At 69.0% G+C, this 13,810-nt stretch carries 12 protein-coding genes; 6 read left to right on the plus strand and 6 right to left on the minus strand.

The window, feature by feature from the left end; translation table 11 throughout:
• The first annotated feature begins 263 nt into the window (after window positions 1–263).
• On the plus strand, window positions 264–812 hold the full coding sequence (locus ACRVYW_RS12160; protein ID WP_431804956.1) for an HdeD family acid-resistance protein: 549 nt from the start codon (window positions 264–266) through the stop codon (window positions 810–812).
• A gap of 75 nt (window positions 813–887) precedes the next feature.
• Here the strand turns inward: ACRVYW_RS12160 and ACRVYW_RS12165 are convergent, their stop codons facing one another.
• Entirely contained in the window at window positions 888–2,879 is a 1,992-nt protein-coding gene (locus ACRVYW_RS12165; RefSeq protein ID WP_431804958.1) for a S9 family peptidase, read from the minus strand.
• Between the two features lie 2 nt (window positions 2,880–2,881).
• Window positions 2,882–3,661, minus strand: coding sequence for an SDR family oxidoreductase (locus ACRVYW_RS12170; RefSeq protein ID WP_431804960.1), 780 nt, complete (start codon window positions 3,659–3,661; stop codon window positions 2,882–2,884).
• 167 nt (window positions 3,662–3,828) lie between these two features.
• Between ACRVYW_RS12170 and ACRVYW_RS12175 the strand changes: the two genes are divergently transcribed.
• The 4 genes from ACRVYW_RS12175 to ACRVYW_RS12190 all read left to right on the plus strand — a co-directional run bounded on the left by ACRVYW_RS12175 (window position 3,829) and on the right by ACRVYW_RS12190 (window position 7,184).
• A complete protein-coding gene (locus tag ACRVYW_RS12175; protein WP_431804962.1) occupies window positions 3,829–4,338 on the plus strand; it encodes an NfeD family protein in 510 nt (169 codons plus the stop codon).
• Window positions 4,338–5,405, plus strand: a complete 1,068-nt coding sequence (locus tag ACRVYW_RS12180) for an SPFH domain-containing protein (RefSeq protein ID WP_431804964.1) — start codon at window positions 4,338–4,340, stop codon at window positions 5,403–5,405. Before ACRVYW_RS12175 ends, ACRVYW_RS12180 begins: the two co-directional genes overlap by 1 nt.
• Before the next feature lie 11 nt (window positions 5,406–5,416).
• Window positions 5,417–6,199 carry a glycerophosphodiester phosphodiesterase family protein gene (locus ACRVYW_RS12185; RefSeq protein WP_431804966.1) on the plus strand — a complete coding sequence of 261 codons (783 nt, stop codon included), beginning with the start codon at window positions 5,417–5,419 and terminating at the stop codon, window positions 6,197–6,199.
• 54 nt (window positions 6,200–6,253) lie between these two features.
• Window positions 6,254–7,184 (plus strand): IS5 family transposase gene (locus ACRVYW_RS12190; protein WP_431804968.1). Its coding sequence is split into 2 segments (ribosomal slippage): window positions 6,254–6,628 and window positions 6,630–7,184, totalling 930 coding nucleotides; the frame shifts between segments, so codons are not numbered across the junction.
• Here the strand turns inward: ACRVYW_RS12190 and ACRVYW_RS12195 are convergent.
• Window positions 7,181–7,717: a hypothetical protein gene (locus ACRVYW_RS12195; protein WP_431804970.1), complete on the minus strand. Its 537-nt coding sequence runs from the start codon at window positions 7,715–7,717 to the stop codon at window positions 7,181–7,183. The two genes, ACRVYW_RS12190 and ACRVYW_RS12195, sit on opposite strands and share 4 nt — an antisense overlap.
• A gap of 697 nt (window positions 7,718–8,414) precedes the next feature.
• On the opposite strand from ACRVYW_RS12195, the gene ACRVYW_RS12200 reads away from it, so the two are divergent.
• A complete protein-coding gene (locus ACRVYW_RS12200) occupies window positions 8,415–8,798 on the plus strand; it encodes an RNA polymerase-binding protein RbpA (RefSeq protein WP_431804972.1) in 384 nt (127 codons plus the stop codon).
• Window positions 8,799–8,862: 64 nt separating this feature from the next.
• Here ACRVYW_RS12200 and lnt read toward each other — a convergent pair whose 3' ends face one another.
• Genes lnt through tatC form a run of 3 tightly spaced genes read right to left on the minus strand, consistent with a single transcriptional unit; the run spans window position 8,863 to window position 13,753 of the window.
• Window positions 8,863–10,497, minus strand: coding sequence for an apolipoprotein N-acyltransferase (lnt, locus tag ACRVYW_RS12205; RefSeq protein WP_431804974.1), 1,635 nt, complete (start codon window positions 10,495–10,497; stop codon window positions 8,863–8,865).
• A gap of 23 nt (window positions 10,498–10,520) precedes the next feature.
• A complete protein-coding gene (locus ACRVYW_RS12210; protein ID WP_431804976.1) occupies window positions 10,521–13,001 on the minus strand; it encodes a DEAD/DEAH box helicase in 2,481 nt (826 codons plus the stop codon).
• Window positions 12,998–13,753 (minus strand): twin-arginine translocase subunit TatC, encoded by a 756-nt coding sequence (tatC, locus tag ACRVYW_RS12215; RefSeq protein ID WP_431805107.1) that lies wholly within the window; start codon window positions 13,751–13,753, stop codon window positions 12,998–13,000. The genes ACRVYW_RS12210 and tatC overlap by 4 nt, the downstream gene beginning before the upstream one ends.
• Between the last annotated feature and the right edge of the window lie 57 nt (window positions 13,754–13,810).

Here is a 13,810-nt window from a genome sequence, read left to right on the forward strand (position 1 = left end):
AGCCGCGCAGCGGCGAGTCGAAACGCGACGCCGCAGAACACGTTTCCACTCGCTGCGCTCGGTCAACGACCGGCGGACTCGGCCATCCCGGTCGTTGAGCGAGCCGCGCAGCGGCGAGTCGAAACGCGACGCCGCAGCACACGTTTCGACTCGCTTCGCTCGGTCAACGACCAGGGAGCGGCCGACTTGCTGTCAATCGTTGCAGGCCCCCGCTAACCTGATATCAAGCTCCTTCTCAGGAGTCCTTCAGAAATGGGGCAGTCATGACCACAGATTCATTCGAGAAGAGCGCGACGAACGGCATCCGGACCGCCCTCGGTCTCGGCGGCCTGCTGGCTCTCGTCGCAGGCTTCGTCATCGTGTTCCAGCCCGTCGGAGCGGCGAAGTTCGTCACCCTCGTGCTGGCCGTCTACGCGATCGCCGCTGGACTGGTGTACATCGGACTCGGCGTCTTCGCTGCCGGCAAGACCGGATGGGCTCGGATCGGGCACATCCTTCTCGGACTCGTCTTCATCGCCGCTGGTATCGTCGCCTTCGCGAACCCCGCGCCGACGACCGCGTGGCTGGCCGTAATCGTCGCGATCATGGTTGGTATCGCGTGGGTGATCGAGGGCGTTGTCGCGCTGTCGACCCTGAGCCTTGCAGCTTCGAAGGGATGGACGGTCTTTTTCGCCATCGTCTCGATCATTGCCGGGATCTACCTCATGTTCTCGCCAATCCTGGGCGCTCTGACCCTGTGGTGGATCCTCGGAATCGCATTGATCGTGATCGGCATCGTGAACATCTTCCGCGCGTTCTCGTTCGGCAAGTAACCGCACCGACGCAGAAGCGCCCCGGGCATCCATCGGATGCACCGGGGCGCTTCTGCGTGAAGGGATGCCTGCCGCTCACCCCACGGGCAGATGCCGCTGCCACCAGTCGAGCACCGCGTCGAAACGCTCGACACGATGACGCGGGCGTCCGGAGCGGGTCAATTCGTGATCCTCCCCCGGGAACACGAGCATCTCGGCGGGTGTGCCCTGGCGCTTCAGCGCACTGTAATAGCGGGTCGCCTGTTCCAGCGGGCAGCGGAAGTCGAGTTCGGAGTGCAGCACGAGTGTCGGCGTGACAACGTTCCCGACGGCGGCCATCGGGCTCTGCGCCGCGATCTGAGCGGGTTCCACGCCGACGTACTCGTCGCCGAAGAACGAGCCGATGTCGCTCGTGCCCTGGAAGCTCACCGGGTCGAGGAAACCGCGCTCGACGATGGCGCCGGCGAACCGGTGCTCGTGCGCGATGATCCAGGCCGTGAGGTACCCGCCGTACGAGCCGCCCATGATCCCGACGCGCGATGCGTCGAGGCGGGCGTCGTCCGCGAGGACGCCGTCGAGGAAGTCCATCACGTCGTGGAAGTCGACCGTGCCCATCGCCTGCCGGATGCTGCGACCGTGGGCACGCCCGTACCCGGCACTCCCCCGCGGATTCGCGTACACGACCGCGTAACCCGCGTCGACGAGCACCTGCGTCTCATCGAACAGATGGATGCCGTAAGCGGCATACGGTCCGCCGTGGATCTGCAGGATGACCGGGAAAGGCCCCTCCCCTGCCGGTGCGGCGACCCAGCCGTGCACGGGATACCCGTCGCGACCGGCGACCTCGCGCTCTTCGGGGACGACGACGCCGGCCGCGGCGACGGCCTCGCCGAACGACGTGAGCGGTCCGGCCCCGACGAGAACCAGTTCTCCCGCAGAGCTCTCCGTCGACACCGAGGCGACGACCCGCTCCCCCGCCTCTCCGACGGATGCGGCGTGGCCGGCGACGTCGACGTCGCCGCCGAGAACCGTGCGGATGCTGCCGTCACGGCCGACGCGCAGCAGTTCGACCCGTCCGCGGGCGCGGCGCTGGACCAGGAATCCGTCGGCGAGGGGGGTGATGTGCGACCCCACCTCGCCGAGATCGGTCGACTCCGGGTCGGTCAGCGCGCGCGGCCCGTCAGCGTCGAGCAGGAAGAGCGTGACGCCCGGCGCGACGAAGTCGACGCCGTCGGCACCCACGTCGTTCGCGAGGAACGCGATCGCGCCGTCACCGGCGACCGCGATCTCGCCTACGGAGAGATGCGCGTCGCGAGAGAGGACCTCGCGGGCGCCGGAACCGTCCACGGCCAGCGCGACGACCGACGAGCGCATGTCCCGACGGTGCGTCTCGATCTCGTCGGGCACGGTGAGGATCTCGGTGCCGTCGGCGGTGAAGACGACGCCGAAGTGCGACGTGTTCCCCTCGGTCAGCCGCCGCGGCGTCGCGCCGACGACACGCTTCTGCGGTGCGGCCTCTCCCTCCGCGCGCACGGCCGGCGCGGGGTCGTAGAAGGGTTCGGCGCCGGTATCGGGCGCGTCGATGACGAAGACGTGCGCGGGCCGGTCGCCCAGGTAGCCGAGACCGTTCGCGTGCCAGCGGATGCCGGTGACCCGCCGCGGCGACTCGCTCGCGGCGTCAAGGCCGTCGACGGTGCCATAGCGGCCGGGCTCGGCGATGCGGGTCGTGTACGCGAGGGACGCACCGTCGGGCGACCAGGCGAAGGCGCCGACGCCCGAGTCCGTGTCGGTGGCCTGGACCGGCTCGCCACCTCCGGCATCCACGACGAAGATCTGCGCGGTGCCGTCCGCGTCGCTCCGGACGAAGGCGACGCGCGATCCGTCGGGTGACAGACGCGGCCGCCGGTCGGCGACGCCGCGGGTCAGACGCCGCGGGGCCCCGTCCGGCAGGTCGACGCGCCAGAGCTGCCCGACGTTGCGGTTCGCCGCGATGTCGGGGCGTGAGGTCGCGAACACCGCGAACGCGCCGTCCGGCGCGATCGTCGGGCGTCCGACCGAGACGAGCGTGTCGATGTCGACGGCGCGCACGCTCACTCCCCTCCGAACGAGCTCACGTCTCCGACGAGCCTCGTGTTGTCCGCCGCGATCGGCTCGACGGCGGCGAGGGCGACCTCGGCCGCGAACTCCGACACGTTGTAGAGGCGCCCCGCCGACTCGCGGCGCGTCGCGATCGCGCCGGGGTTCGCGCGCTCGAGGAGCGTCGCGGTGATCGTCCCCTCGATCATGTCTCCGGAGACGACGACGAAGTCGACGCCCTCGGCGGCGAGAGCCGGGATGCGCTCGCGGAGCGCGTCTTCGCCGGCGCGCTTGGAGAGGGCGACGGCTTCGTATTCCGGCATCGTCGGGGTGGTCCGGATGAAGTGCGCCTGGTGGCTCGTGACGAAGACCACGCGCGCGCCGCCCGGCACGGTGCTGTCCTTGAGGAGCGGGAGCGCGGCATCCAGCACGTTCAGCTGCGCGTCACGGTTGAGGACGAGCGCGTAGTCCTCGCCCATGCCCGACTCCATGCCGCCGGACGCGTTGAGCACCAGGATGTCGAGCTTGCCGAAGCGCTCTCGGATCTGCTCCATCATGTCGGCGACGGATGCCTCGTCGGTGAGGTCGGCGCCGACGACGAGCACCTCGACGCCGAGCTCGCGCAGCTGCGCGGCGAGCTTCTCGGCCCGCGGCGCCTTGTTCCGGAAGTTGATGACGACGTTCGCGCCGGCCTGCGCGAGGTAGGCCGCGGTGTCGGCGCCGATCCCCCGGGAGGAGCCCGTGACGAGCGCGGTCGTGCCGCTCAGGGTGCCGGAAGGGATGGGCTGCGACATGGGGACTCCTGCAGGATCGGGGCGCGGAAAGGGCATGGCCGCGGCATCCGTTCGCGCCGCGGGCATCTCTCCGACACTACAGGCGCGGCACTGTCAAGCGTCCTGCGGGTTCCGCTATGGCTCGGCGCCGGAATGGTAGCGTGCAGACAAGACGACGAATCGGAGCGATGGTGCCGGATCTCACCGAGTACATGTGGATCGCGTGGATCGTGCTCGCTCTCATCTTCGTGATCATCGAGCTCACGACGCTCGAGTTCACCTTCCTCATGCTCGCGGCCGGAACCCTCATCGGCGGCCTCGGCGTCAACCTGCTCGGCGGCCCGTGGTGGCTCCAGGTCTCGGCGGCCGCCGTCATCTCGGCGCTGCTCATCTTCACCATCCGCCCGCTGCTTCTGCGCTCACTCCGGAGATCGAGCGCCCTCCAGCCGACCAACGTCGATGCGATCGCAGGTCTGGGTGGGCGGATGGCGTCCTCCTTCGTCGGCGACCGGGCGGAGGTCCGCCTCGACAACGGCGAACTGTGGACGGTCTCCCCCGCCTCCGCCGACCTCGGCCTCTCCGGCGGTGACCGCGTCGTCGTGACGGCCGTCCGCGGGGCGATGGTCGAGGTCGCGCCCGCGCCGACGGCATCCGAATCCCCCCACCCCACCGACAGCACCGACAGGAGCGCCGACTGATGGTCGACCCCGGAGCCTTCGCCGGACAGATCTTCGTGATCGTCCTTCTCGTGGTCATCGCGATCTTCGTGGTCGTGGTGCTCTTCCGATCGATCCGGATCATCCCGCAGGCCTACTCGGGGGTCGTCGAGCGGCTCGGACGCTACCAGCGCACCCTCTCCCCCGGTCTGAACATCCTCGTCCCGTTCATCGACCGCCTCCGTCCGCTCGTCGACATGCGCGAGCAGGTCGTGTCGTTCCCCCCTCAGCCGGTGATCACGGAGGACAACCTCGTCGTCTCGATCGACACAGTCGTCTACTTCCAGGTCACCGATGCGCGGGCGGCGACGTATGAGATCGCCAACTACCTCTCCGCCGTCGAGCAGCTGACGACCACCACGCTCCGCAACGTCGTCGGCGGGCTGAACCTCGAAGAGGCGCTCACCAGCCGCGACGAGATCAACGGGCAGCTCCGCGTCGTCCTCGATGAGGCGACCGGCAAGTGGGGTCTGCGCGTCTCGCGCGTCGAGCTGAAGGCGATCGACCCGCCGCACTCGATCCAGGACTCGATGGAGAAGCAGATGCGCGCCGAGCGCGACCGCCGCGCCGCGATCCTCACCGCGGAGGGATCGAAGCAGTCGCAGATCCTCGAGGCGGAGGGACGTCGCCAGGCGGCGATCCTCGGTGCCGAGGGAGACAAGCAGGCAGCGATCCTGCGAGCGGAGGGCGAGGCTGCGGCGATCCAGAACGTCTTCGACGCGATCCACGCCGGGCGCCCCGACGACAAGCTGCTCGCCTACCAGTACCTGCAGACGCTGCCGAAGATCAGCGAGGGCTCGTCGAACAAGCTGTGGATCATCCCGAGCGAGTTCACCGAGGCGATGAAGGGCCTCGGCTCGGCCTTCGCCGCGGACGCCGGTGCCGCGGCGACCGCGACGCAGGCGGGCGCGGGGACGGCCAGCACGGGCACGGCAGGCACAGGCACGGCAGGCACAGGCACAGGCGCGCAGGCGGCCGGCGTGACCGCGCGGGATGCCGGAACCACCCGGCCGGTCGCCGACAGCACCGACGCGTCGTCGGGCGTCTGAGCACGCACCCCGTGCACCCGTTCCTCGCCGACGCGCCCGCCCCGCGCGTCCTCGCGCACCGCGGCTTCGTGCCGCCCGACGCCGACGGGATCGTCGAGAACACGCTCGCCGCCTTCGCCGCCGCGCACGCCGCCGGCGCCGCCTACGTCGAGTCCGACTGCCACCTCACCGCCGACGGCGTCGTCGTCCTCTTCCACGACGGCGATCTGTCGCGGGTGACAGGCGACCCGCGACAGATCGCCGCGGTGACGCACGCGGAGCTCGTGCGCATCATGGCCGACCGCGGCGGAGTCCTCTCGGTGCGCGAGGCGCTCGACGCCTTTCCGACGCTGCGGTTCAACCTCGATGTGAAGGCCGAGCGGGCCGCACTCCCCCTCGGTCGCGCCGTCGCGCCCCAGGCCCACCGCGTGCTCCTCACGAGCTTCTCCGATGCGCGCCGCCGCGCCGCGATGGATGCCGCGGAGCGCGCCGGCGGGAAGCCTGCGACCTCGGGGGGTCAGGCGACCGTCGGGCGCGCGGTCGCCGCCGCGGCGACGGGCTCGGGCGCTCTCGTGCGACGGGCGCTGCACGGCATCGACGCCCTGCAGGTCCCCGAACGGGTCGGCGCGCTGCGTATCGCGACGCCCCGGTTCGTGCGTGCGGCGCATGCGGCCGGTGTCGAGGTCCACGTCTGGACGGTGAACGACGAGATCGCGATGGAGCGCCTGCTGGACATCGGTGTCGACGGGCTCGTCACGGACCGGACGGACATCGCACTCGAGGCGGTCGCCCGCCGACGACGCTCCGTGGCCTGACGACCTAGGGCGTGTCTCCCATATGTTAGGTGAGGCTCGCGGGATGCTGGCTAGGTGAGGTCGACGGGTTCGCGGTATCGGGTGTTCACGGACGAGCAGTGGGAGCGGATCGAACCGTTGCTGCCCTCGAACTCTGGGCGGCGCGGTCACCCGTTCGGCGAGCATCGGCGGGTCGTGGAGGGCATCGCCTACCGGTTCCGCACCGGGATCCCGTGGCGTGATCTGCCTCGCGAGCAGTTCGGGCCGTGGCAGACGGTGTGGAAGCGGCATCGCCGGTATGCCGGCGACGGGACGTGGGATCGCGTGTTGACTCAGATCCTGGCGGAGGCGGATGCGGCTGGGAAGGTCGACTGGTCGGTGTCGGTGGACGCGACGATCGTGCGTGCGCATCAGCACGCGACGAATACGACCCGTCCGGAGCAGGACACAGGGGGCGGGATCGAATCACAAGAATCTGCCTTGGCAGGAGGTTGAGCCGCCCGGTCACGGCATCGGCCGCTCCCGTGGCGGGTTGACGACGAAGATCCACCAGGCCGTCGACGGTCGCGGGAGACCGTTGGCGATGGTCGTCACCGGCGGGCAGCGCAACGACGGCGCGATGCTCACCGAGGTGCTCGCGGAACTCTACGTCCCCAGGGTTGGTCCAGGTCGGGCGCGCACCCGCCCCGACGCTGTGATCGCCGATCGCGCCTACGCCACCGGCGTCATCCGCAAGGAGCTGCGCCGTCGAGGGATCAAGGCCGTCATCCCGGACAAGAAGGACCAGATCGCCGCGCGCAAGCGTCGCGGCAGCCGCGGCGGACGCCCCTATGGCCTCGACGCGGCCGCCTACCGCGGACGGAACGTGATCGAGCGGTTTTTCGCCCTTGCCAAGCAGTGGCGCGGGATCGCCACTCGATACGACAAGCTGGCGATCACCTACCGCGCCGGCGTCACGTTCTGCAGCATCCTCACCTGGGTTCGGCTACTGGAAGATACACCCTAATAGAAATCGACGACGGACATCACTCTGGTTGTCTGCTCGTTGAGCGACGGATAGGAGTGCATTTCTAGCGGATTGATGAGGTAACCCGTCGCGTCGATCGTGCTGAGCGATTCGAGCTCACTGCCTTTTGCCCACGCGGCGGCAAACTGTTCCGGAGCATCAATTGCATATGCGACTGTGCATTCGCCGATTTGACCCATCAGGACCTGCGTAGATTCGCCGTTGATCGTGAGCGGCGCCGGTAACCAGAGCATGTCGTCGATAGCCGTATCGATACCGGCACTTGGAAACAACCGCGCCTGCTCCAGCGAATTCGCAACCAGGAGTGCGGATAACCGAACGTCTCGCTCATCTACCCATATACCTGATGTGACCAACGCACGTCCCGCGGGGGCTGAGGCTGCCAGGGTGACATCTCGGGCGGCCTCAGTGACCGGTCCATTCCAGCCATACAGCCACCGAACAGTGTCGTTCTCGGAACGATGAAATCGCGCCTCAAGGAGCGGATACGTTGGCGGGTGGTAGCCCTTCATGTTACTTGGAGTAGTAGCCCGCACAGTAGCTGTACGTATTGGCCGAGTTGCTGAGAACAACTCGGTACGTCGCCTTGCCCGTTGAGACGGCAGTGAACGGGACGTTAGCACCGCCACTATTTGAGGCGTTCCCCTGGGCCAACAGCGATCCGTTCGGTCCGTACACGTTAATCAGTCCATACGGATAGCTAGGTGGAAAGACAGTGACGCCAACGCCAACCGCACGAATCTGGCTTCCGTTGCGCACGAGCTGCACCTGGTCGCCACATGCCGGTGTCGGTTCGCGGAAGGGAGCAACGGTCACTTGCGATGCGCTCGACACTCCACCAACGACGTTTAAGTTCGTGGATGCTTGCGCGGGGTACGCACTGAAGACTGCGACTGCGACCATCGTGAGGCCGACCAGTCCGGAGGCGATTCTGGTTTTCATGTCATCTCTCATCCCGCGACCAAGGTTTGCCGCTCGATTGCGAGCTTAGGTTGGTAGCGCCTGTGCCGATAGGGGGGCTCTTACACGAGTGGGACTGCTGCATTTTCACCTGGCAGCGCGTATTGGGAGACACGCCCTAGTCCACGGGCCTGTCCGTCGGGCCGGGTCGGCCTGAGCATCGGCTGTGAAAGCGCATGCAGAGGCATCCGTTCGGATGATGCGCACAGGTGGACGCGTTATACCTGAGCGAGACGAGAGGACCACACAATGGCAGATCGCAGCCTGCGCGGCATTCGACTCGGCGCTTCCAGCCTACAGAGCGAGGAAGGCGTCGTGTTCCACGAGCGCGCCAACCACACGTACGTCTGCACCCAGTGCGGGCGCGAGACGACCATGACCTTCGCGTCAGACGCCGAGGTACCCGAGGCTTGGGAGTGCCGCACGTGCGGCGCCGAGGCCGTTCTGCGGGTCGGCGACGGCGTCGCCGAGATCGATCACTCGGGCGACAAAGTCGCCCGCACCCACTGGGACATGCTCATGGAGCGTCGTACCATCCCCGAGCTCGAGGAGCTCCTCGAAGAGCGTCTCGCCCTCCTGCGCGCCCGTCGCGGCGCCGGTGCCGGCGACGACGCGGCTCGCCTCACGGCCTGAGTCCGCACCACCGCGACACCGCGAACACACTGCGTCGACGATCCCCCTGACGTCGGCCTCCGGATCACTCGGAGGCCGACGTCTTCGTCGTGCCCGGAGCGACGCTCTCGTCGCCCGACTCGGCGCGGCGCCGCGCCCGGCGCGCGAGCAGGCCGATGCCGAGAAACGCGACGACGCTCCCCCAACCCAGTACGAGCTGCACCGCGGGGCCGACGACGACGGCTCCCGTGAGTCCCGTGCGCAGCGGCACCTCGGTGAGCATCGCGCCCGGCTGCGCCTCGGGAAGGCTGTCGATCTCGGTGCCGTCGGGCGCGATCACCTGACTCGTCCCGACGGTCGAGAGGTTCACGACCGTTCGCCCCGTCTCGATCGCGCGCATGCGCGCGAAGGCGAGCTGCTGCAGGTTCTCGTCGGTGTCGCGGAAGTCGGCGTTGTTCGTCTGCAGCAGATAGATCTCCGCGCCGTCGCGCGCGCCCGACCAGATGACGTCGTCGTAGATCACGTCGAAGCAGATGGCGAGGCCGACGCCGACGCCGTTCACATCGAAGAACGGCGGATTCGTCCCCGGCGTGTACTCGCGCTGGATGAGGCCGATCAGGTCGGGCGCGAGCATCTCGTAGAACCACCGATCGGGGACATACTCCCCCATCGGCACGGGGTGGGACTTGTCGTGGATCGCGAGGGGGTTCTCCGCCCCCGCCTCCCAGAGCATCGAGGTGTTGAAGGTGTCCTCCCCGCGCTGGGTCGCGGCGTTGACGACGAGAGGGGCGTCGACGGCCTTCGCGAGGCGGTCGAGCACCCGAGCGACGGACTCGTTGTGAGTGGGGTCGGCATCGATGCCGCCCTCGGGCCAGAGGAGGACGTCCATCGGCTCGCCCACGATCGGCTCGGTCGCGTCGAGCTGCGACTGGAGGATCGCATACGGCTCGCGCTCGTCGAAATAGCCGGCGGGACCGTTCCCCTGCACCGAGCCGACGGTCCAGGTACCGGCCGCGGTGGTCGGAAACTGTGGCGTGACGAGCAGTACCACCGCGACGACGAGCGCGGGCAGCACCGTCGTCGCCGAACGCCGGCCGCCCGCTCGCAGGGAGCGCCAGGCACCCGCGCGCACCCACTCGATGACCGCCGCGACGAAGAACACCATGAGGAAGGTCAGGCCCGTGACCCCCGTCCACGACGCGACGTGCGCGAGCGGGCTCTCCGACTGGCTCATGCCGATGCGCGCCCACGGGAACCCGGTGTAGGGCCACGACCCGAGAAAGAGCTCGCGCGCCGTCCAGATGCCCGCGATGAGCGCCGGAAGCGCGAGGAGTCTCCCCCACCGCCCGGGCGCGATCCGCGGCATCCAGCGGTAGGCGAGGGTCAGCGCGATGCCGGTCACCCCACCCAGCAGCGTCTCGATGCCGGCGAGGGCGAACCAGGGAACGAGACCGAGGTATCGCGTGATCCACGCTATGTGGATGAGGTAGAAGGATGCCAGGAACACCGTGCCGACCGCCCACGCGCCCCACGCCGAGCGGCCGATCATCGGGACGAGCGCCATCGCGACGCCCACGAAGGCGAGCGGCCACCAGCCGACCGCCGGGAAGGCCAGGTCGAGCACGAACCCGCCGAGCGCCGCGACGATGAGGGCCGCCCAGAGTGGCAGCAGTGCGGGCTGGTCGGAGATCGATCGACGGCGGGGGGAACGGTCGGGCACGTCTCGAGCCTAGGCGTCGTTGTTCAGAGCGAGCCGTAGACGACGATGCCCCGGCGCACGGCTTCGAGCGCCTTCCGCGCGGTCACGGCCACGGGGGGCTCGGCGACGATCGAGAGCTGATCGAGGAGGTCGATCGTCTGCTTCGTCCAGCGGACGAAATCGCCTGCGGCGAGGTCGGCCTCATCGAGCACCCGGTCGAGCGTCGCGCCGCGCGCCCAGGAGTGCATCGCGGTCGCGAGCCCTGCGGCGATCGGCTCGGTGCCGGGGAGGTGGTGGTCCTGTTCGAGGTCGTCGAGCCGCGCCCAGAGGTCCTGGGTCTCCGACAGCGCCCGTCGGAAGGGGCCGCGCGGCAGCCCGTGCTCGCCGGGTCCCGCCTCGTCGCGTCGCGGCTCGTAGACGAGGCAGCACGCGAGCGCGGCGAGCCCTGGCGCATCGAGCGAGGTCCACAGCCCCTGCCGCAGCGCTTCGGCGACGAGCAGATCTCGCTCGCCGTAGATCCGTTTCATCGTCGCGCCGGCCGAGGTCAGCGTGGCCGTGCCGTCGTCGGCGACGCGCACATAGTCGAGGGCGACCAGCACGTCGACGACACGGTCGAAGACGCGCGCGACGGTGCCGGTGCGCGCGGAGATCTGGCGCCGGATCTTCTCGACCCGCCGTTCGAGCTTCGCGTACCGCTCGCCCCAGCGGGCGTGCGCCTCGCGGTCGGGGCAGGAGTGGCAGGGATGCCGCTGCATCCGGCGCCGGAGCGAGGCGATCTCCTGCTGCCGCTTCTCGCGGATGCGCGCGGGCGCCGTCCGATCGGCGCGGTTCAGCTTCTCGAGCTCGCTCAGGTCGCGCCGGATCCCTGCGTACTCGAGGAAGTCGCCGCGATCGCAGGTCATCGCCTCGGCGTAGCCGGCGAGCGACTGCTCGGCATCCTTCACCTCCCGCGCGAGCCCGACGACCGCTCGATCGGCTTGGAACTGGGCGAAGGACGACTCGAGGATCTCGCGGGCCTCGTCGCGCCCGAACTGGTCGATGAGGTTCACCGCCATGTTGTAAGTCGGTCGGAAGCTGGAGTTCAGCGGGTACGTGCGGCGGGAGGCGAGGGCCGCGACCGCCTGGGGGTCGAGCGCCTCGGTCCACTGGATGACGGCGTGGCCCTCGACGTCGATGCCGCGCCGTCCCGCGCGTCCGGTGAGCTGCGTGTACTCCCCCGAGGTGATCGCGACGCGCGCTTCGCCGTTGAACTTCTCGAGCTTCTCGAGCACGACCGTCCGCGCGGGCATGTTGATGCCGAGCGCCAGGGTCTCGGTCGCGAAGACGACCTTCACGAGCTTGCGTCGGAAGAGCTCCTCGACGACCTCTTTGAAGGCGGGAAGGAGTCCCGCGTGGTGAGCAGCGACGCCGCGCTCGAGGTTGTCGCGCCACTCCCAGTAGCCGAGCACCTGGAGGTCGTCCTCGCCGAGCGTGCGGGTGCGCTCATCGATGACGCGGCGGATCTCGTCGCGCTCCTCGCGGGTCGTGAGGCGGAGCCCGGAGCGGCGCACCTGCTGGACGGCGCCGTCGCAGCCGGCTCTGCTGAAGATGAAGAAGATCGCGGGGAGGAGGTTCGCCCGCTCGAGGAGGCGCACCACATCGGGGCGATCGAGCCGCTCGATGCGCTGCACGTTGGCCGAGCGGACGGGCCGCGTGCCGCCCTTGCGGGGCCGTCTGCTCGGGTAGCCGTGGCTGCGGTGGTCGGACGAACGATGCTGCTGCGCCTGCCGATTGTTCTCGTACCGTGCGCCGCTGCCGCCGCGGATGCGCATGAGCTCCTGGTTGACCTGCGCGGTCGCGATGCCCGCGCGGTCGTCGAAGAGGGGCAGCAGGTCGCCGCGCACGAGCACGTGCTGCTCGAGGGGAACGGGGCGCGTCTCGGAGACGATCACCTCGGTGTCGCCGCGGACGGTTCCGAGCCAGTCGCCGAACTCCTCCGCGTTGGAGACCGTCGCCGACAGCGAGACGAGCTTCACGTCCTGCGGGAGGTGGATGATGACCTCTTCCCACACGGCGCCGCGGAAACGGTCGGCGAGGTAGTGCACCTCGTCCATCACGACGTAGCGCAGGCCCCGCAGCGCTGGCGAGTCGGCGTAGAGCATGTTGCGGAGCACCTCGGTGGTCATCACGACGACGCGGGCGCTGCCGTTGATGTTGGTGTCGCCGGTGAGCAGGCCCACCTCGCTCTCGCCATAGACCTCCTGGAGCTCTCGGAACTTCTGGTTCGACAGCGCCTTCATGGGCGTCGTGTAGAACGCCTTCTCGCCCGCGCTGAGCATCGCGAGATGGATGGCGAACTCGCCGACGATCGTCTTTCCTGCGCCGGTGGGGGCGGCGACGAGGACGCTCCAGCCGTCTTCGAGCGCCTGGCACCCCGCGATCTGGAACGGGTCGAGGTCGAACCGCTGCATCGCGGCGAACGCCGCCGTCAGCGGGTGGGCGCGCGCCGCCTGCGCCTGCGCGTAGCGCGCGGCGGGATCGCTCACGCGAGCGATCCGAGCTCGGCGGCCGTGCGCTTCGCGCGGCGCCGGTCGAAGAGCATCGACAGTCCGGCCGCAGCGAAGAACAACACGATGAGGATGCCGGCGAGCAGGAACGTCGAGACGATGTCGGCCGGGGGCGTCGCGATCGAGGCGACGACGATCGCGATCACGACCGCCACGCGCCAGCTCTTCATGATCGCCTTGCCCGACATGACCCCGGCGACGTTGAGCGCGACGAGGAAGACGGGCAGGACGAAGGCGATGCCGACGATGAGCAGGAGCTTCAGCACGAAGTCGTAGTAGTACTTGGCGTCGTACAGCGCCGACGTGCCCTCGGGCAGGAACTCCGCCATGAGCCGCACGATGTTCGGCATGACGAGCATGCCGGTCGTGACCCCGGCGAAGAACAGCGGCACGGCCGCCGCCACGAAACCCACCGTGTATCGGATCTCCTTGCGGGTGAGCCCGGGCATGATGAACGCCCACAGCTGCCACAGCCAGATCGGTGCCGACAGGAGCAACGCGATCGCGAACGACATCCGCAGCTTCAGGTCGAAAGCACCCGTCACCGTCGTGTACATCACTTCGATCTTCGCCGTCTCACCGCGCTGCTGGGCGAGCTCGTGCACGGGCTGCGTGATCAGAGCCATGAACGGATCGGTGAGGAAGTAGGCGACCACCATGGCGACGACGAGGGCGATCGCGGCGATCACCAATCGCTTGCGCAGCTCCCGCAAGTGCGCGGCAAGAGACATCCGCTTGTCGCGCCGCGGGCCGTCCTCGGTTCCGATCGGCGGGTGTTCGGCCGTGGC

This window comes from Microbacterium sp. bgisy203 (assembly GCF_965345155.1).
In the GTDB taxonomy this organism is placed as follows: Bacteria; Actinomycetota; Actinomycetes; order Actinomycetales; family Microbacteriaceae; genus Microbacterium.

Excerpts from the sequence above, each read along its gene's own strand:
- ACRVYW_RS12200 (WP_431804972.1), top strand. The coding sequence starts at position 8,415 with ATGGCAGATCGCAGCCTGCGCGGCATTCGACTCGGCGCTTCCAGCCTA.
- tatC (WP_431805107.1), bottom strand. The coding sequence starts at position 13,753 with ATGTCTCTTGCCGCGCACTTGCGGGAGCTGCGCAAGCGATTGGTGATC.
- ACRVYW_RS12170 (WP_431804960.1), bottom strand. The coding sequence starts at position 3,661 with ATGTCGCAGCCCATCCCTTCCGGCACCCTGAGCGGCACGACCGCGCTC.
- ACRVYW_RS12180 (WP_431804964.1), top strand. The coding sequence starts at position 4,338 with ATGGTCGACCCCGGAGCCTTCGCCGGACAGATCTTCGTGATCGTCCTT.
- ACRVYW_RS12175 (WP_431804962.1), top strand. The coding sequence starts at position 3,829 with ATGGTGCCGGATCTCACCGAGTACATGTGGATCGCGTGGATCGTGCTC.
- ACRVYW_RS12195 (WP_431804970.1), bottom strand. The coding sequence starts at position 7,717 with ATGAAGGGCTACCACCCGCCAACGTATCCGCTCCTTGAGGCGCGATTT.
- ACRVYW_RS12160 (WP_431804956.1), top strand. The coding sequence starts at position 264 with ATGACCACAGATTCATTCGAGAAGAGCGCGACGAACGGCATCCGGACC.